Source organism: Bradyrhizobium canariense, assembly GCF_018130465.1.
GTDB classification, from domain to species: Bacteria; Pseudomonadota; Alphaproteobacteria; order Rhizobiales; family Xanthobacteraceae; genus Bradyrhizobium; species Bradyrhizobium canariense_C.
Window position 1 is genome coordinate 393,166 of the sequence record NZ_JAFCKJ010000002.1, and the last position, 18,063, is coordinate 411,228.

Annotated in this window: 15 protein-coding genes; 2 read left to right on the forward strand and 13 right to left on the reverse strand. The window is 64.8% G+C overall.

Features of this window, described 5'->3' with window-relative positions; genetic code table 11:
- Positions 1 to 3: 3 nt before the first annotated feature.
- Genes JQ591_RS06165 through JQ591_RS06175 form a run of 3 tightly spaced genes read right to left on the reverse strand, consistent with a single transcriptional unit; the run spans position 4 to position 2,012 of the window.
- Complete coding sequence (locus JQ591_RS06165; RefSeq protein ID WP_211395132.1) at positions 4 to 600, reverse strand: glutathione S-transferase family protein; 597 nt, start codon at positions 598 to 600, stop codon at positions 4 to 6.
- Positions 601 to 613: 13 nt separating this feature from the next.
- Positions 614 to 1,078, reverse strand: a complete 465-nt coding sequence (locus tag JQ591_RS06170) for a GNAT family N-acetyltransferase (protein ID WP_211395133.1) — start codon at positions 1,076 to 1,078, stop codon at positions 614 to 616.
- A 7-nt stretch (positions 1,079 to 1,085) separates the two neighbouring features.
- A complete protein-coding gene (locus tag JQ591_RS06175; protein ID WP_211395134.1) occupies positions 1,086 to 2,012 on the reverse strand; it encodes a hydrogen peroxide-inducible genes activator in 927 nt (308 codons plus the stop codon).
- 114 nt (positions 2,013 to 2,126) lie between these two features.
- Here JQ591_RS06175 and katG point away from each other — a divergent pair, with 114 nt between their 5' ends.
- A complete protein-coding gene (gene katG, locus JQ591_RS06180; protein WP_211395135.1) occupies positions 2,127 to 4,295 on the forward strand; it encodes a catalase/peroxidase HPI in 2,169 nt (722 codons plus the stop codon).
- 76 nt (positions 4,296 to 4,371) lie between these two features.
- On the opposite strand, the gene pnp is transcribed toward katG, so the two are convergent.
- The 8 genes from pnp to rimP all read right to left on the reverse strand — a co-directional run bounded on the left by pnp (position 4,372) and on the right by rimP (position 14,749).
- Entirely contained in the window at positions 4,372 to 6,525 is a 2,154-nt protein-coding gene (pnp, locus tag JQ591_RS06185; protein WP_211395136.1) for a polyribonucleotide nucleotidyltransferase, read from the reverse strand.
- Positions 6,526 to 6,902: 377 nt separating this feature from the next.
- Positions 6,903 to 7,172, reverse strand: coding sequence for a 30S ribosomal protein S15 (rpsO, locus tag JQ591_RS06190; protein ID WP_211395137.1), 270 nt, complete (start codon positions 7,170 to 7,172; stop codon positions 6,903 to 6,905).
- Positions 7,173 to 7,174: 2 nt separating this feature from the next.
- Complete coding sequence (gene truB / locus JQ591_RS06195) at positions 7,175 to 8,293, reverse strand: tRNA pseudouridine(55) synthase TruB (RefSeq protein ID WP_211395138.1); 1,119 nt, start codon at positions 8,291 to 8,293, stop codon at positions 7,175 to 7,177.
- Positions 8,290 to 8,721 (reverse strand): 30S ribosome-binding factor RbfA, encoded by a 432-nt coding sequence (rbfA, locus tag JQ591_RS06200; RefSeq protein ID WP_211395139.1) that lies wholly within the window; start codon positions 8,719 to 8,721, stop codon positions 8,290 to 8,292. The genes truB and rbfA overlap by 4 nt, the downstream gene beginning before the upstream one ends.
- A 156-nt stretch (positions 8,722 to 8,877) precedes the next feature.
- Complete coding sequence (infB, locus tag JQ591_RS06205) at positions 8,878 to 11,580, reverse strand: translation initiation factor IF-2 (RefSeq protein WP_211395140.1); 2,703 nt, start codon at positions 11,578 to 11,580, stop codon at positions 8,878 to 8,880.
- A 70-nt stretch (positions 11,581 to 11,650) separates the two neighbouring features.
- On the reverse strand, positions 11,651 to 12,334 hold the full coding sequence (locus JQ591_RS06210) for an RNA-binding protein (RefSeq protein ID WP_211395141.1): 684 nt from the start codon (positions 12,332 to 12,334) through the stop codon (positions 11,651 to 11,653).
- 22 nt (positions 12,335 to 12,356) lie between these two features.
- Complete coding sequence (gene nusA, locus JQ591_RS06215; RefSeq protein WP_211395142.1) at positions 12,357 to 13,967, reverse strand: transcription termination factor NusA; 1,611 nt, start codon at positions 13,965 to 13,967, stop codon at positions 12,357 to 12,359.
- Between the two features lie 2 nt (positions 13,968 to 13,969).
- Positions 13,970 to 14,749, reverse strand: a complete 780-nt coding sequence (rimP, locus tag JQ591_RS06220; protein ID WP_211395143.1) for a ribosome maturation factor RimP — start codon at positions 14,747 to 14,749, stop codon at positions 13,970 to 13,972.
- A 365-nt stretch (positions 14,750 to 15,114) separates the two neighbouring features.
- Between rimP and JQ591_RS06225 the strand changes: the two genes are divergently transcribed.
- Positions 15,115 to 16,197 (forward strand): DUF2336 domain-containing protein, encoded by a 1,083-nt coding sequence (locus tag JQ591_RS06225; protein WP_211395144.1) that lies wholly within the window; start codon positions 15,115 to 15,117, stop codon positions 16,195 to 16,197.
- On the opposite strand, the gene JQ591_RS06230 is transcribed toward JQ591_RS06225, so the two are convergent.
- Both JQ591_RS06230 and JQ591_RS06235 read right to left on the reverse strand, forming a co-directional pair.
- Positions 16,194 to 16,904, reverse strand: coding sequence for a tRNA (guanine(46)-N(7))-methyltransferase TrmB (locus JQ591_RS06230; protein WP_211395145.1), 711 nt, complete (start codon positions 16,902 to 16,904; stop codon positions 16,194 to 16,196). The two genes, JQ591_RS06225 and JQ591_RS06230, sit on opposite strands and share 4 nt — an antisense overlap.
- Positions 16,901 to 18,058: a M20 family metallopeptidase gene (locus tag JQ591_RS06235; protein WP_211395146.1), complete on the reverse strand. Its 1,158-nt coding sequence runs from the start codon at positions 18,056 to 18,058 to the stop codon at positions 16,901 to 16,903. The genes JQ591_RS06230 and JQ591_RS06235 overlap by 4 nt, the downstream gene beginning before the upstream one ends.
- Between the last annotated feature and the right edge of the window lie 5 nt (positions 18,059 to 18,063).

An 18,063-nucleotide genomic window follows, 5' to 3' on the forward strand; every position in this document is an offset into this window, starting at 1 on the left:
GTGCTAGCCCGCCGCGATCTTCTCCGCGCGCTGGAACGCCGGCCTTGCCATGCAGCGCGCGAGGTAGGCATCGAAGGCCGGGCGCGACGGCACCATCTTGAACAGGCGCACCGCGAAGTTCAGGCCGGAGCCGATCGTGATGTCGGCGGCTGAAAATTCCTCGCCGAGAATCCACGGTCCCTTCGCGAGTGCGGCCTCCAGCACGTCGAAGACCTGCGTCGCGCTGCCCCAGGCCGCGGTCGAGGTCGGGATCTCGATCTTGGTGAAGATCTGGATGATGGCGGGCTCGATGCAGCCCGGCGAGAAGAACAGCCATTGCAGATAGCGCGCGCGGCGCGAATCGGTCACGGCTGGCGCCAGCCTGGTCTCGGGATAGCGATCGGCAATGTAGGCGCAGATGGCGGCGGCTTCGCCGAGCGCGGCATCGCCGTCGGTCAGCGCCGGCACCTTGCCCATCGGATTGACCTTCAGATAGTCCGGCGCCTTCTGCGCGCCGGTCGAGATGTCGGTCAGCACGCGCTCATAGGGCAGACCGCTTTCTTCCATCAGCCAGAGCGTCGTGAACGAGCGCGAGCGGGGCGACCAGTAGAGCTTGATCATGGCGCGTTTCCTTTTATGGCGCGTTTCCTTTTTTCGTCCACCGATAATACTTCATGACGAAGCCGTTCGACGGCTCGATCTCTTCCTTCTCGAAAACAAAGCCTTCGCGCTCATACCAGCGCCAGGCTTTTTCGTTCTCGCGGACGCAGCGCAGATACATCTCGTCCGGCATTTGCGTGCGCGTGAAGGCGAGCAATTGGCGGCCGAGCGATTGGCTCTGATAGGCGGGCGCGACGAACAGCATGTCGAGATAGAGTTTTGGCAAATGCAGCGCCAGCATCGCGGCGATCGTGCCGTTGTCGTCGGAGACGAACAGGCTCCAGCCGTCCTCGATCTCGCGCCGGATGCGCGCACGCAGGTTTGCCAGCAGGAAGTCGCTCGCCTCGCCGAGCCCGGTCGAGACCCAGCTCTCCATCCAGACGCGGCCGATCTCGTCGTATTCGTCCGCGTGGGCCGGGCGGATGATGGGATGGGACATCGAGGCCTCAGGTCGGCTTGCTGCGCACGGATGGCCGTGCGCGCACCTTGCCCGCCGACAGGCACACCACCTCGGAGATTTGCAGGAGTTGCCGCGCCAGCGGGCTGGTCTTGCGCCAGACCATGCCGATGGTGCGCGACGGCTGCGGGTCGCGGAAGCGCGCGAGCGAGACCGAGGCCGATCGCGTCTCCACCTGCACGGCCATCTCCGGGATCAAGGTGACGCCGATGCCGGCGCTGACCATCTGGACCAGCGTCGACAGCGAGTTGGCATCCAGCATCTCGCGCGGCGGCGCCGATTGCATGTTGCAGAATGACAGTGCCTGATCGCGGAAGCAGTGCCCCTCTTCGAGCAACAGCAGCCGCATCTCGCGCATCATCTCCCGCGATGGTGCCGGCGTTCCCTCATCCGCGCTCGGGCGCACCAGCAGGAATTTTTCCTCGAACAGGGCGACCTCGGTGAGCGAGGGCTCGGACACCGGCAACGCAACGATGGCGGTATCGAGCCGGCCCTCCACAAGTTCCTGGATCAGCCGCGGCGTCATCGTCTCGCGCACGCGGATGTCGAGCTCCGGATGCATGCGCGTCAGATTCTTGGTGATCGTCGGCAGCAGATAGGGCGCGATCGTCGGAATCATGCCGATGCGCAGCCGCCCGGAGAACCGGTCCTGCGAGGCGCGGGCGAAATCGCCGAGCTCGTCGACCGAGCGCAAGATGTCGCGGACGCGCTGCGCGAGCTCCTCGCCAAACCGGGTCAGCGCCACCTGCCGGGCGCTGCGCTCCAGCAGCAGGCCGCCGAGCGCCTCCTCCAGCTCCTTGATCTGCATCGACAGGGCCGGCTGGGAGATCGAACATGACTCGGCCGCGCGGCCGAAGTGACTGTGACGAGCCAAGGCGTCGAAATACCGGAGCTGGCGCAGCGTGAGGTTTATCATCAGAAAATCTTATCGCTACGATCATTAAAGTCAACTTCCCCTGATCGAACGCGAAGCTTAGAGTGCTTCTACCTGGTCAAAGGCGCGAGTTCGACGCCACCAGAGGAGGTATTCATGGACGACACTTCGAAGTGCCCGTTTTCGGGTGGAAAACGCGTGCCGGCGAACCGCGATTGGTGGCCAACTCAGCTCAGCATCGAGATGCTGCACAAGAATTCCGGCCTGTCCGATCCGATGGGCAAGGAATTCGACTACGCCAAGGAATTCAAGACGCTCGACCTGAACGCAGTCATCAAGGATCTGACCGCCTTGATGACGGAATCGCAGGAATGGTGGCCCGCCGACTTCGGTCATTATGGCGGCCTCATGATCCGCATGGCCTGGCACAGCGCGGGCACCTACCGCACCACCGACGGCCGCGGTGGCGCCGGCGCCGGTCAGCAGCGTTTCGCGCCGCTCAACAGCTGGCCCGACAACGCCAACCTCGACAAGGCGCGCCGTCTGCTCTGGCCGATCAAGCAGAAATACGGCCGCAAGCTTTCCTGGGCCGATTTGATGGTGCTCGCCGGCAACGTCGCGCTGGAATCGATGGGCTTCAAGACCTTCGGTTTCGCCGGTGGCCGCGCCGACGTGTGGGAGCCGGAAGAGCTCTATTGGGGTCCCGAAGGCACCTGGCTGGGCGATGAGCGCTACAGCGGCGAACGCGAGCTCGCCGAGCCGCTCGGCGCGGTGCAGATGGGCCTGATCTACGTCAATCCGGAAGGCCCGAACGGCAAGCCGGATCCGGTTGCCGCGGCCAAGGACATTCGCGAGACGTTCGCCCGCATGGCGATGAACGACGAAGAGACCGTCGCGCTGATCGCCGGCGGTCATACTTTCGGCAAGACCCATGGTGCGGGCGATCCGTCGCTGGTCGGACCGGAGCCGGAAGCGGGCGCGCTCGAGGATCAGGGTCTCGGCTGGAAGAGCAAGCACGCTTCGGGCCTGGGAGCCGATTCCATCACCAGCGGTCTCGAGGTGACATGGACGACGACGCCGACGAAGTGGAGCAACAACTTCTTCGAGAACCTGTTCAAGTACGAATGGGAGCTGACGAAGAGCCCGGGGGGTGCGCAGCAGTGGACGGCCAAGGGCGCCGAGGCGATCATTCCGGACGCTTTCGACAAGTCCAAGAAGCATCGGCCGACCATGCTGACCACCGATCTCTCGCTGCGTCTCGATCCGGCCTATGAGAAGATCTCGCGGCGCTTCCTGGAGAATCCCGATCAGTTCGCTGACGCCTTCGCCCGCGCCTGGTTCAAGCTCACCCATCGCGACATGGGTCCGGTCGTGCGCTATCTCGGCCCGCTGGTGCCGAAGGAGACGCTGATCTGGCAGGATCCGATCCCGGCCGTGAATCACGAGCTGGCCAGCGAGCAGGATATCGCCTCGCTGAAGACCAAGATCCTGGCCTCGGGTCTGTCGGTGTCGGAGCTGGTCTCGACCGCCTGGGCGTCGGCCTCGACGTTCCGCCGCTCGGACAAGCGCGGCGGCGCCAACGGCGCGCGCATCCGCCTCGCCCCGCAAAAGGACTGGGAAGTAAACGAGCCGGCTCAGCTCTCCAAGGTTTTGGGCAAGCTCGAAGCGATCCAGAAGGACTTCAACGCGTCATCAGGCGCGAAGAAGGTCTCGCTGGCGGACCTCATCGTGCTCGGCGGCACCGCCGCGGTCGAGAAGGCCGCGAAGGATGCCGGCGTCGACGTCAAGGTCGCGTTCACGCCGGGCCGGATGGATGCCTCACAGGAGCAGACCGACGCTGCCTCCTTCGCTCCGCTGGAGCCGCGGGCCGACGGCTTCCGCAACTACACCGGCAAGCGGCATCAGTTCATGATGCCCGAGGAAGCGCTCGTCGATCGCGCGCAGCTGTTGAAGCTCTCCGGTCCCGAACTGACCGTGCTCGTCGGCGGTCTGCGCGTGCTCGGTGCCAATGCGAACGGTTCGAAGAACGGCGTCCTCACCTCGAAGGTGGGCACGCTGAGCAACGACTTCTTCGTCAACCTGCTCGACATGAGCACGCAGTGGACGCCGGCCGGCACTGACGGCAGCTATGAGGCCCGCGATCGCAAGACCAATGCGGTGAAGTGGACCGGCACGCGCGTCGACCTGATCTTCGGCGCGCATTCGCAGCTTCGCGCCTACGCCGAAGTCTATGCCACGTCGGATTCCAAGGAGCAGTTCGTCAAGGACTTCGCCAAGGCCTGGACCAAGGTGATGAACCTCGACCGGTTCGACCTCGCGGCCTGATCCCAAAGCTCAGCAAGCGTCAAACAAAAAGGGCGGCCTTTCGGCCGCCCTTCGTGTTTCTGGCAGGTAGCGAAATTTACTCGCCGGCCGCTTCGCGCGGAGCCTTCTCGCCCTCGCCCTTGCCTTCGAGGTCTTCGCCAGTCTCCTGGTCGACGACCTTCATCGACAGGCGGGTCTTGCCGCGGTCGTCGAAGCCGAGCAACTTGACCTTGACCTTGTCGCCTTCCTTGACGACGTCGGAGGTCTTCTGCACGCGCGCCGAGGCGAGCTGGCTGATGTGGACGAGGCCGTCCTTGGAGCCGAAGAAGTTCACGAAAGCGCCGAACTCCATCACCTTGACGACGGTGCCGTCATAGATCTGGCCGACTTCCGGATCGGAGGCGATCGACTTGATCCACTTGATCGCGGCCTTCATCGCCTCGCCGTCGTTGGAGGCGACCTTCACGGTGCCGTCGTCCTCGATGTTGACCTTGGCGCCGGTCTTCTCGACGATCTCACGGATCACCTTGCCGCCGGTGCCGATCACTTCGCGGATCTTGTCGGTGGCGATCTTGAAGGTCTCGATGCGCGGCGCGTATTCGCCGAGCTCGGCACGGGCGTTGGTGAGCGCCTTGGCCATCTCGCCGAGGATGTGGATACGCCCATCCTTGGCCTGGCCGAGTGCGACCTTCATGATCTCCTCGGTGATGCCTTCGATCTTGATGTCCATCTGGAGCGAGGTGATGCCCTGCTCGGTGCCGGCGACCTTGAAGTCCATGTCGCCGAGATGGTCCTCGTCACCGAGGATGTCCGAGAGAACCGCGAAGCGCTTGTCTTCGAGGATCAGGCCCATCGCGATGCCCGCGGTCGGCCGCTTCAACGGCACGCCGGCGTCCATCAGCGCGAGCGAGGCGCCGCAGACCGATGCCATCGACGAGGAGCCGTTGGATTCGGTGATCTCCGACACCACGCGCGTGGTGTAGGGGAATTCGTGGTGCGGCGGCAGCACCGGGTGGATCGCGCGCCAGGCGAGCTTGCCGTGGCCGATCTCGCGGCGCTTGGTGCCGCCGAGGCGGCCGGTCTCACCGACCGAGTAGGGAGGGAAGTTGTAGTGCAGCAGGAACGTCTCTTTGTACGTTCCCGACAGCGCGTCGATGTACTGCTCGTCCTCGCCCGTGCCGAGCGTGGTCACGACCAGCGCCTGGGTCTCGCCGCGGGTGAACAGCGCCGAGCCGTGGGCGCGGGGCAGCACGCCGACTTCGGCGATGATGTTGCGCACGGTCTTGGAATCACGGCCGTCGATGCGCTTGCCGGTGTCGAGAATGTTCCAGCGAACGATCTTGGCTTCGAGCTCCTTGAACACGCCGCCGATGCGCAGCTTGTCGTATTTCGGATCCTGGCCTTCCGGGAAGTAGTGGGCGATCACCTTTTCCTTGACCTTGCCGACCGCGGCGTAGCGATCCTGCTTGACCGGAATGGCGTAGGCGGCGCGCAGTTCCTGCTCGACCATGCCGAGCATTTCCTTTTCGAGCGCCGAATTGTCGATCGTGGTGACTTCGCGCGGCTCCTTCGCGGCCTTCTCGGCCAGCTCGATGATCGCGTTGATCACCGGCTGGAAGTGGCGGTGACCGAACATCACGGCGCCGAGCATGATCTCTTCGTTCAGCTCCTTGGCTTCCGATTCCACCATCAGCACGGCGTCGGCCGTGCCGGCGACGACGAGGTCGAGCTGGGTGTCGACCATCTCGTCGAGCGTCGGGTTGAGGATGAACTCGTCATTGGCGAAGCCGACGCGCGCGGCGCCGATCGGGCCCTTGAAGGGAGCGCCCGACAGGGTCAGCGCAGCCGATGAGGCCACCAGCGCGACGATATCGGGATCGTTCTCCATGTCGTGCGAGAGCACGGTGACGATCACCTGGGTCTCGTTGCGCCAGCCGTCGACGAACAGCGGACGGATCGGACGGTCGATCAGGCGGGAGACCAGCGTCTCCTTCTCGGTCGGACGACCCTCGCGCTTGAAATAGCCGCCGGGAATGCGGCCGGCTGCGTAGGTCTTCTCCTGGTAGTCGACGGTCAGCGGCAGGAAGTCGACGCCTTCGCGCGGCGACTTCGCGGCAACGACGGTGGCGAGCACCACGGTCTCGCCGTAGGTCGCGACGACGGCGCCGTCGGCCTGGCGGGCGATCTTGCCGGTTTCGAGCTTGAGAGGGCGTCCACCCCAGTCGATCTCGACTGAATGCTTATTGAACATAGAGGTCTTCTTTCATGGGTTCTCGAAAGAAGGACGGCTCGAAAAACAAAAACCATGCGCAAGATTGCGGGACGTTGATCGAAGCGGGCGATCAGCGTCCTGCGATCCTGCCATGGTTTTTGGATTTCGGATGGCGTCCATCCCTTCGGGTCATACGGGCGCCTTGCCCGTTGTGCCCAGCCGCCGGATTGCTGCTGGACTGTCAGTCGGCACGAACGCGAACACCGAAGCGCGGTGCTCGCCCATCATGCCCCGGATGCTCGCCGTTCAACGGCCCGCATCCGACGTGCACGTAGCCTCGACAAAAACCTTTGAACAAACGCTTTCGTTCGAAATCACGTGCGAAAACGCGCGCCGTTTGGCGCGCGCAAGAACTCTTAACGACGAATGTTGTGCTTCTCGAGCAGCGCCTTGTAGCGCGCCTCGTCCCTCTTCTTCACATAGTCGAGGAGCGAGCGGCGGGTCGAGACCAGCTTCAAGAGACCGCGACGCGAATGGTTGTCCTTCACGTGGGTCTTGAAATGGTTGGTGAGGTTGGCGATGCGTTCCGACAGGATCGCGACCTGAACCTCCGGCGAGCCGGTATCGCCGGCCTTGTTGGCATTCGTCTTGATGACTTCCGCTTTGCGTTCTGCGGCAATCGACATCGTCAATTTCTCTCGTTGCGACCGGTGCTGGCAGTCAGGCCGGTCAGGTTGAACACACGCTTGGGGATGATTTCGCCATTGCCGACTTCGGCAAGCGCGAGAAGCCGGCCTGCCACCGTGACATAGACTGTGCCGCTACAAGTGGGCGCATCCCGTCCGCGCAACAAAACGGCTTGGCCCCGATGGAGCCTTGCCGCATCAGCCCGAGTGACGGCCAGTGCCGGGATGTCGTCCAGCGCGGTCTCAACGGGCATAAGCGCGTCGGCGAGGCTACCCTCGCCGGACGCGGCTCTATCGCACAAAGCCTCCAACTGATCCAGCGGAATCATGTCGTTCTCGCCAAATGGGCCGACCAGGGTCCGTCGCAGCGCGCAGATATGGCCGTAAGTGCCGAGAATCCGGCCCATATCGCGGGCCAGCGCGCGGACATAGGTGCCCTTGCCGCACTCGGCCTCGAACACGGAATGGTCTCTATCTGGTTGATCTACAAGGCTTAAACGGTGAATTTCGACCGGACGGGGGGCCAATTCCACGACCTCGCCGTCGCGGGCGAGGTCGTAGGCGCGCTCGCCCTGGACCTTGATCGCGGAATAGCGCGGCGGGACCTGCTCGATCACCCCGGTGAAACGGGGCAGAAGGGCCTCGATGGCCTCCCGGGTCGGGCGCTGGTCCGAGGTCGCGGTCGCCCGGCCCTCGATATCGTCGGTGTCGCGCTCCTCGCCCCAGCACACCGTGAACTGGTAGCGCTTGCGGCCGTCCATGACGAAGGGGACGGTCTTGGTGGCCTCGCCGAGCGCGATCGGCAGGCCGCCGGAGGCGAGCGGATCGAGCGTGCCGGCATGACCGGCGCGCTTGGCGTTGAACAGGCGCTTGAGCACGGCAACGGCCTGCGTCGAGGTCATGCCGATCGGCTTGTCGAGCACGACCCAGCCGTGGACGTCGCGGCGGTCGCGGCGCGGCTGGTTGCCCTTCTGCTTGTTGGCGCGCGGATCGTTGTTGACGCGGCGCGGCTCCTGATGCGGCTGGGAATTGCCGCTCATGTCCGCAAAATTATTTTTCTGCACGTCGCGCTGATCGGCCTCTTCGCCGCCGATCGTGCCGTGAGCCGGGTCCATCGTCATTGTTCTTCTTCCCGATCCGAATCCGGATCCTGTTCCAGGTCCTTCTGCACCGCGGGTGTTCGCAAAAGCTTCTCGATCCGTTCCGCTTCGTCGAATCGTTCGTCGACGCGGAAGCGAAGGTCAGGTGCAAATTTCAGGTTAACGCGCCGCGCGACGTCGCCGCGCAGGAATTTCTTGTTGCGCTCGAGCGCAGCGATGACGATCTCGGTGTCGCGGCCACCGAGCGGCATCACATAGACTGTTGCGAGCTTCAGGTCGGGCGACATCCGTACCTCCGGCACGGTGATGATGTGGCCTTCGAGGTCAGCATCATGCACGCTGCTTTGTGCCAAAATCTCGGCTATCGCATGGCGAACCTGCTCGGCGACGCGCAACTGACGTTGCGAGCCGCCGGGCGCGGAACTCTTCTTCTGATGATGGCGGGGCATGGTCTGGAAATCACCTCGTCATGCCCGTGTTTGGGGCACGGGCATTGTCATTTGTCCTGTTGAAACGAAGAGGGGTGGATGGCCGGAAAAAATCCGGCCATCGCACTCCCGCAATTCAGTTCAAAAAAGATCCGGACGCTTCGGTAAGATTTGGACTTACAGGGAGCGCTGGATCGTTTCCACGCGGTAACACTCGATCACGTCACCGGCGCGCATGTCGTGATAGTTCTCGAAGGCCATGCCGCATTCCTGACCGGACTGGACTTCCTTCACTTCGTCCTTGAAGCGCTTCAGCGTCGACAGCTTGCCTTCGTGCACGACGACGTTGTCGCGGATCAGGCGCACGTTGGCGCCGCGTTCCACGGTGCCGTCGGTGACGCGGCAGCCGGCGACCTTGCCGACCTTGGAGATGTTGAAGATCTCCAGGATCGCGGCATTGCCGAGCATGGTTTCGCGCAAGGTCGGCGCGAGCAGGCCGCTCATGGCCTTCTTCACGTCGTCCACGAGGTCGTAGATGATGTTGTAGTAGCGGATCTCGATGCCGTTGCGCTTGGCGGCCGCAGCGGCCTCCTTGTTCGCACGAACCGAGAAGCCGATGATCGCGGCGTTGAAGCCTTCCGCGAGCGTCACGTCCGATTCCGAGATGCCGCCGACACCGGCATGCAGGATACGCGCGGCGACTTCGTCGGTGCCGAGCTTCTCCAGCGAGCCGAGGATCGCTTCCAGCGAACCCTGCACGTCGGCCTTGATGATCAGCGGGAATTCCTTGCGGCCTGCCGTCTTCAACTGCGACATCATCTGCTCGAGCGAGCCGCGCATGCCGGAGATCGAGGCAGCCGCGTTCTCGCGCTTCTGGTGCGCGCGGTAGCTGGTGACCTGGCGGGCGCGGGCTTCGTTCTCGACCACGGCGAGACGATCGCCGGCTTCCGGCGGACCGTTGAAGCCGAGCACCTCGACCGGCACCGAAGGACCTGCCTCCTGCACCGTCTCGCCCTGATCCGAAATCAGCGCGCGGACGCGGCCCATCTCGGCGCCGGCGACGATGATGTCACCGACACGGAGCGTGCCACGCTGGACCAGCACGGTCGCGACCGGACCACGGCCGCGATCGAGCTTGGCCTCGATCACGGTGCCTTCGGCCGGGCGATCCGAATTGGTCTTGAGGTCGAGAATGTCGGCCTGGAGCGCGATCATCTCGAGCAGCTTGTCGAGATTGGTCTTGTTCTTCGCCGACACTTCGACGTCGACGACTTCGCCGCCGAAGGATTCCACCTGCACCTCGTGCTGGAGCAGCTCGGTGCGCACGCGCTCGGGCTTCGCGTCGGGCTTGTCGATCTTGTTGATGGCAACGATGATCGGCACCCGCGCCGCCTTGGCGTGGTTGATGGCTTCGATCGTCTGCGGCATCACGCCGTCGTCGGCCGCAACCACCAGCACGACGATGTCGGTCACCTTGGCGCCGCGGGCGCGCATCGCGGTGAACGCGGCGTGGCCGGGCGTGTCGATGAAGGTGATCTTCTTGCCGCTTTCGGGCGACAGCACCTGATAGGCGCCGATATGCTGGGTGATGCCGCCGGCTTCGCCGGAGACGACGTTGGCGTGACGGAGCGCGTCGAGCAGCGAGGTCTTGCCGTGGTCGACGTGACCCATCACTGTCACCACAGGCGAACGCGGCTCGGTGTCGGTGGAATCGTCGGTGGCGTCGAACAGGCCTTCTTCAACGTCGGACGCGGCAACGCGCTTGACGGTGTGACCCAGTTCTTCGGCGATCAGCTGCGCGGTGTCGGAGTCGATCACGTCGGTGATCTTGTGCATCGCGCCCTGCTTCATCAGCATGCGGATGACGTCGACCGCGCGCTCGGCCATGCGATTGGCGAGTTCCTGGATCGTGATCGCTTCCGGAATGATCACCTCGCGGATGAGCTTTTCCTTCGGCTCGTTCGCGGCATGGCCCTTCAGGCGCTGGGTGCGGCGGCGGAACGAGGCGATCGAACGCTCGCGGACGTCGTCGGCATTGAAGGCGGTGACGACCGTCAGGCGGCCGCGCTCCTTCTGCGGGCCGGGCTTGTGGGTGGGCTTGGGGGCTACCACAGGCCGCGCAGCGCCGCCGGGGCCGCGACGGATCTGGCGCGGACCCTCGTCCTCGTCCGGTCCGGCCGCGACAGCGGGTGCACGACCCACCGGGCCTCCCGGCCGTTGCGTGGTCGTTCCGGGCCGCGCGGTCGTTGTTCCCGGGCGTGCCGTGGTGGTTGTCCCGGGTCGCGCCGTGGGCGCACCGGGCCGCGGTGCAGGAGCGGCCGAGGTCGCCGGTGCAGGGCGCGCCGCAGATTGCGGCTGCTCACCCTCGCCAAAACGCTTCTTGGCCTCGGTTTCGGCCTTCCGCTTGGCTTCCTCTTCGTGGCGGTGACGCTCGTCCTCGGCCTTGCGACGGGCTTCGGCGGCCTCGCGATCAGCGCGCTCGGCGGTTTCGCGGACAGCGCGGCGCTGGGCCTCTTCCTCGGCATGGCGGCGCTCTTCGACTTCGCGCACCTTGGCATCGGCCAGCGCGCTGGCGCGGGCGGAACGTTCGTCCTCGGTCAGCGTGCGCAGCACCACGCCGGAGCCGGCGTTGCGCGGCGGCGCGGGGCGTGCCGGAGCAGGCTTGGGCGCGGCGGCCGGCGCGGGTTTCGCCACCTCGGCCACCTGTGGCTCGGGGCTGCCGTCGACGCGGCGCTTGCCCCGCTTCTCGACCACGACCTGCTTGCTACGGCCATGGCTGAAGCTTTGGCGCACGGTGCCCGTTTCGACGCGCGGCTTGAGCGATAGCGTCTTGCTCGGAACGCTCAGCTTCTTGTCGCCAGGGGTCTTGGTATCAACCATTCAGCAGTCCTAATCCTGATCTGTTAGTATTGTGCGTTGCCGCACCGTCCTATTGGGTCGTCGTTGTCTCTCAGAAATCCTGGCCGGGCTTTTCGGCAGTCTTGTCAGCGTCCGCCATCCGGTATCGGACCAGCATCTGGCTACGTGACAGGAATGACCTGCTCGCCGGGCCCGCGAGCAGGGCAGCATGTATCACATTTGACCGGGTAAGTGCCAAATCCAATTCTATTGATTTCAGTGCGGTGACGACGGGAATCTGCGGCTTGGCGCCGCGATTCCCCTCATTTTGACGCGCCAGCATGTCCAATTTGCGGATTCCGTCCGCGGCCCCGTCGCTGGCATGGATCAGGACCTCGACCGTACCTTCCCGAAGCGCGCTTTCGACCTTGCCGAAGCCAGCCACGATCTGGCCCGCCTTGGCGGCAATCCCAAGGGCTTCGGTCACGCTCCGGACCAGGAGCGCCTCGAGGTCGGCGGGAAGCGTCTGAGGGATGCGGAGTTCGCGCTTGAAGGCTTTCGTAAAATGGTGACGCCGCACGGCTTCCGCAACCACCTCGCGCGAGGCGGTGATCCACATGCCACGTCCGGGCAGCTTGCGCTTGAGATCGGGAACTATGTGCCCTTGCGGCGAGACGACGAAGCGGATCAGCTCGTCGATCGGCCGGACCTCGCGGCTGACCGCACACATCCGCATGGTCGCGGACCTTTCGGTCCGCGGTCCATGGTCGAGTTCGGGGTCAGTATCGGCGAGCATCCGGGTGACATCCTCCTTCGCCCTAAGCCGGCTGATCTTCGGTCGCCTCGGCCTCTTCAGCGGGCTTGGCGAGATCGGCCTCGGTGATCCAGCCGGCCTTGACGCGGGCCTGCATGATCATCGCTTCAGCATCGTCACGGGAGATATCGAGGCCATCGAGCGCGCCCGGATATTTGGTCTGCTCGCCGCCTTCCTTGCGCTCGGTCCAGCCGACCAGATCGTCGGTGGCGCAGCCGGCGAGGTCGTCGACCGTCTTGATGTCGTTCTCGCCGAACTTCACCAGCATCTTCGAGGTGACGCCGGGCACGTCCTTGACGGCGTCCTCGACGCCGAGCTCCTTGCGCCTGGCCTCGATCTCGGCTTCCAGCTGTTCGAGATATTCACGAGCGCGGTTCTGGAGTTCCTGCGCGGTCTCCTCGTCGAAACCCTCGATGCCGGCGAGTTCCTTGAGGTCCACCATCGCGAGTTCCTCGACCGAGGTGAAGCCTTCGGACGCCAGCAATTGGCCGACCACTTCGTCGACATTGAGCGATTCCATGAAGACGCGGGTGGAGTTCTCGAAGTCGGCCTGGCGGCGCTCCGATTCCTCCTGCTCGGTCAGGATGTCGATGTCCCAGCCGGTGAGCTGCGAGGCCAGACGCACATTTTGGCCGCGGCGGCCGATCGCCAGCGAGAGCTGGTTGTTGGTGTCGGGCACGACGACCTCGATGCGCTCGCGGTCTTCGTCGATGACGACCTTGGAGACCTCGGCCGGCGCCAGCGCGTTGACCACGAAGGTCGCGATGTCGGGCGACCAGGGGATGATGTCGATCTTCTCGCCCTGCAATTCGTTCACCACTGCCTGCACGCGCGAACCGCGCATACCGACGCAGGCGCCGACCGGATCAACTGAGGAATCGCGGGAAATCACGCCGATTTTCGCGCGCGAGCCGGGATCGCGGGCAACCGCCTTGATCTCGACGATGCCGTCATAGATCTCGGGCACTTCCTGCGCGAACAGTTTTGCCATGAACTGCGGATGGGTGCGGGAGAGGAAGATCTGCGGGCCGCGGGTCTCGCGGCGGACGTCGAAGATGTAGGCGCGGACGCGGTCGCCGTTGCGGAACACTTCGCGCGGCAGCATCTCGTCGCGGCGGATGATGGCCTCGCCGCGGCCGAGATCGACGATCACGCTGCCGTATTCGACGCGCTTGACGACGCCGTTGACGATGTCGCCGATGCGGTCCTTGAATTCCATATATTGCCGGTCGCGCTCGGCTTCGCGCACCTTCTGCACGATCACCTGCTTGGCCGACTGCGCGGCGATGCGGCCATATTCCAGCGGCGGCAGGGTGTCGGCGATGGTGTCGCCGACCTGGGCACCGGGATTGGCGCGCTGCGCATCCACCAGCGAGATCTGGTTGGAATGATTTTCGACCGTCTCGACCACCAGCATGTGGCGCGACAACCGAAGTTCGCCCTTCTTGGGGTCGATCTCGGCGTGGACGTCAGTCTCGCTGCCGTAACGTGCCCGCGCCGCCTTGGCGATGGCATCCTCCATCGCTGCGATGACGATACCGCGGTCGATCGATTTCTCGCGCGCAACGGCGTCGGCGATCTGAAGCAATTCAAGTCGATTGGCGCTGACTGCCATGGCTAGTCTCCTTCGTCAGGATCGATCTCGCCCCGTCGCGCGCGGTCGGCGGCGAGGCGATGTTTCTTGGTATTGGTCGGGGCCGGCTTCTTTGTAGTGGTCGGCACCGGCTTCTTTGTCGGCTTCGTGTTCTTGGTCGTTTTTTCGCTGATGCCGGCGTGCGGTGCCGCTGGCGGCTCCAGGCCGAGATTGCGGCGCATCTCGCGTGCCGCGGCCTTGCCGCGGCGCATGGATTCCGCGATCAGCTCGTCGGTCAGCACCAGCCGCGCCTCGCCGATATCCTCCATCGTCAGGAGAACGTCGGCAGCCTCGCCCGCCTTGATGTCGTCGCGATGCAGATGCACGCGGTCGCCTTCGACGGGACCGATCGTGCCGCGGAACCGCTTCCGCCCCTCATGGGCGACCGCCATCTCGACCTTCACCAGATGCCCGGCATAACGTTCGAAATCGGAGCGGCGCACCAGCGGACGGTCGATTCCCGGCGAGGAGATTTCCAGCCGATAGGCGCGATCGACGGGGTCGGCGACGTCGAGCACGGGCGACAGCGCCCGCGAGATTGCCTCGCAATCCTCGATCTGCATCGAGCCGTCCGGCCGCTCCGCCATGACCTGCACGGTGCAGCCAGATTCCCCGGAAATGCGGATCCGCACCAGGCGGTAGCCCATGCCTTCGAGCACCGGCCCTGCGACCGCGGACACCCGTGCCGCCACGCCCGGCTCGACCACGAGCCTCGGCTCGGCCAGCAATTCGGCATCCGTGGAACCAGGGTTCGGTTCGGTCATCTCAGGGGTCAAGGCGCTCGATATGGTTAAGGCTTGGTTACGATTTCAAAGCCCGCTTCGGAACTCTCCCGACAGATCGCCGGGCCGCTAATCTTCCATCAAGCCGCGTTCAGGTAATAAAAAAGAGCGGGTCCTTTCGGGCCCACTCTCACTACGCGGATCGTATGAGAAGATGAATTGGCGGTGATATAGCCCTTTCCGCCCTCTCGGACAAGGCCCATTGCAGGGCGCGCGAGGCTTTTTGCGCCCGCCGTGCGGCCCCCCCGCGCAACGCTTCCTTCACCTCCGAGGCCTAAATTCCCTGATTGTGGGGCGGCTTGGACCAGGGCGCACCCGCGGCGTGCCCCGTACGAGTTTGCGTTTTCATGACCGTTGCCACGTCGCTCATTCCCGGACTGGACGATATCGTCAAACGCGGCGACCCGCGGCGTCGCGGCGAGATTGCGCGCGCCATCTCCCAATTGTTCTTCCAGGACGCCGAGAAGCTCCGCCCCGATCTCGTCGATCTCTTCGACAACCTGCTGATCGATCTCGTCCCGCATGCCGAGCTCGCCTCGCGCGTCGATCTCGCCGAACGCTTCTCGCGCCTGAACAACGCGCCGCGGCATCTGGTGAGCCAGCTCGCGCGCGAAAACGAAATCAGTGTGGCGGGCCCCGTGCTGCGCCATTCCCCCGTGCTCGACGACGCCGCTCTCGTCGAGATCGCGCGACTGAAGGGCCAGGGCCATCTGCTGGCGATGACCGAGCGCCCGACGCTGTCGGCTGTCATCACCGACGTGCTGGTCGAGCGCGGCGATCGCGACGTGGTGCGTCGCGCCGCGGGCAACGCCGGCGCGGTGTTCTCGCCTGGCAGCTATTCCGAGCTGATCAAGCGTGCCGCGCAGGACGGCGTGCTGACGCTCAAGATCGGCCAGCGCAACGATCTCTCAGGCGAGAACCTGAAACAGCTTCTCGACGGCACGCTCGACGTCATCCGCCGTCGCCTCTCGAGCGTGGTCAATCCCGTACGTCAGGTCGAAATCAAGCGCGCCATGGCGGCCATCGAGGAAGCCACGCTGCCGCCGGGCCCGCGTCGCGATTTCTCGGGGGCCCAGCGCACCGTGCTGGCCTTGCATCGTGAGGGCCATCTTGGCGAGAGCGCGCTGCTTGGCTTCGCCAAGGCTCACAAATACGAGGAGGCGATCGCTTCGCTCTCGGCAATGTCCGGCGTTCGCCTCTCGATCCTCGACCGCCTGATCACGGGTGACCGCTACGATCCAATCCTGGTTCTGGGGCGCGTGCTGAATCTCGGCTGGCCCACGGTGCGCGCACTGATCCTGATGTGGTACGGCCCGAATCGCACGCCAGCCGATGCCGATCTTGAGCAGGCGCGCGCGAATTTCACGCGCTTGATGCCGACGACAGCCGAGCGCGTCGTGAATTTCTGGCGCAACCGGCAGACGATCTAAACCCGCCTGAATCGCAGATACGCCGCCTTGCGGCCCTCGCGCGTGGCCTTCCGGCCGTAGCGCGTCATGGTGTAGCCGTCCCATGGCAAGCGAAAGTCATCGGCGCGATCCGCGAGCCAGACAAAGTCCTGCGAGCGCGCCAGATGCGACAGCGTCCAGGCGCAGTAATCGTCGATGTCGCAGACGAAACGGAATTCGCCGCCGGCTTTCAGCACGCGCGCCATCGCGGCGATGGTCCGGTCCTGGACGAAACGCCGCTTCCAGTGCCGCCGCTTCGGCCAGGGATCGGGATGGATTAGGTCGATCCGCGACAGCGAAGCCTTCGGCAGCCAGGCCAAGAGCTCGGCGGCATCGCCTGCGAACAGACGGATGTTGCCGATGCTGGCGGCTTCGATCTGCGCGAGGATCTTCGCCATGCCGTTGACATAGGGCTCGCAGCCGATGAAGCCGGTTGTGGCGAAGTTTTGCGCTTCCGCCGCAAGATGCTCGCCGCCGCCGAAGCCGATCTCGAGCCGCACGTCGTCGGCGGCGGGGGCGAAGATCTCGCGGGCATCCGCCGGTGCTTCGCTGTCGATGGCGAGCGCAAGACGCGGCAGCAAATGATCGATCAGCTCGGCCTGGTGCTGCCTGAGCTTGTGGCCCTTGCGGCGTCCGAAGAAGGCGCGCTCGCTGTCCTCGCGATCGGGATCTGATTTGCGCTCACTCATCGTAGCGTCTGGTACAGGCGATGGAGCAGCCGCGCGCGCGGTTCGAGCGACGAGACATAGAGCTGCTCATAATGGGTGTGCGCGCCCTTGCCGTCGACGCCGAGCCCGTCGAGCGTCGCGGTGTGGGCGGCGGTGAAATTACCGTCCGAGCCGCCGCCGGTGTGAACGTCGACGAGCTCGAAGCCGATCTCCGTGGCAACCGTCTTCGCATGTTCGTACAGCGAGGCGCCGGCATTGCTCTTCTCGTAAGGCGGACGATTGAGCCCGCCCGTGACCTTGACGGTGACGCCATCCGTCTTCGATGTCAGGGCGAGGATCTTGCCGACGAATTCATCCGCGTCCTTGAGGCTCAGCACGCGCAGATCGATTTCGGCATGGGCTTCTTCCGGCGTCACGTTGGGCCGCGTGCCGCCGCGCACCACGCCGACGTTGACGGTGACGCCGCGCGCCAGATCGTTCATCGCTTCCAGCGCCAGGATGACGTTGGCGAGCTCGCGGATCGCGCTGCGGCCATCCTGGGGCCGCGTGCCGGCATGCGCGGGCACGCCCTTGATGAACACTTCGAATCGCCCGACGCCCTTGCGGCCGGTGACGATCTTGCCGCCGTCGCGCGCCGGCTCCGTCACCAGCACGTATTTGGCCTTGCGCCCTTCCGTCTCGATGAGTGCGCGAGAGGTGGGGCTGCCGATCTCCTCGTCGGAGGTGAACAGGTGGGTGATGCCGAGCGGCGAGCGATCGGCCGTGGCGCAAAGCGCGCGAAAGGCGTGATGGGCGATGTAGGCGCCGCCCTTCATGTCGTAGATGCCGGGACCGAACGCGCTGTCGCCTTCGACCTTGAACGGCAGGCGCTCGATGAATCCCATGGGATGAACGGTATCGAGGTGGCTCAGCACCAGGATGCCCGGCCGGTCCTGGCCCCAGTTCGAGCGCGCCACGAGATGATCGCCGCAGCCATCGACGCCGGCGATGCGCTCGAGCGCGACAGGGAGATTGCGGTATTGCTCCGCTACCATGGAGACCAGCTTGTTGACCTGTTCAGGTGCGTCCGTTGGCGTCTCGACCTCCACCCAGCGGCGGATGCCATCGAGAATAGTTTGGGAATCGAACCAAGTGGAGCCGGCCATGGGCGCATCTGTGCCTTTGAATCGCATCATCGGGG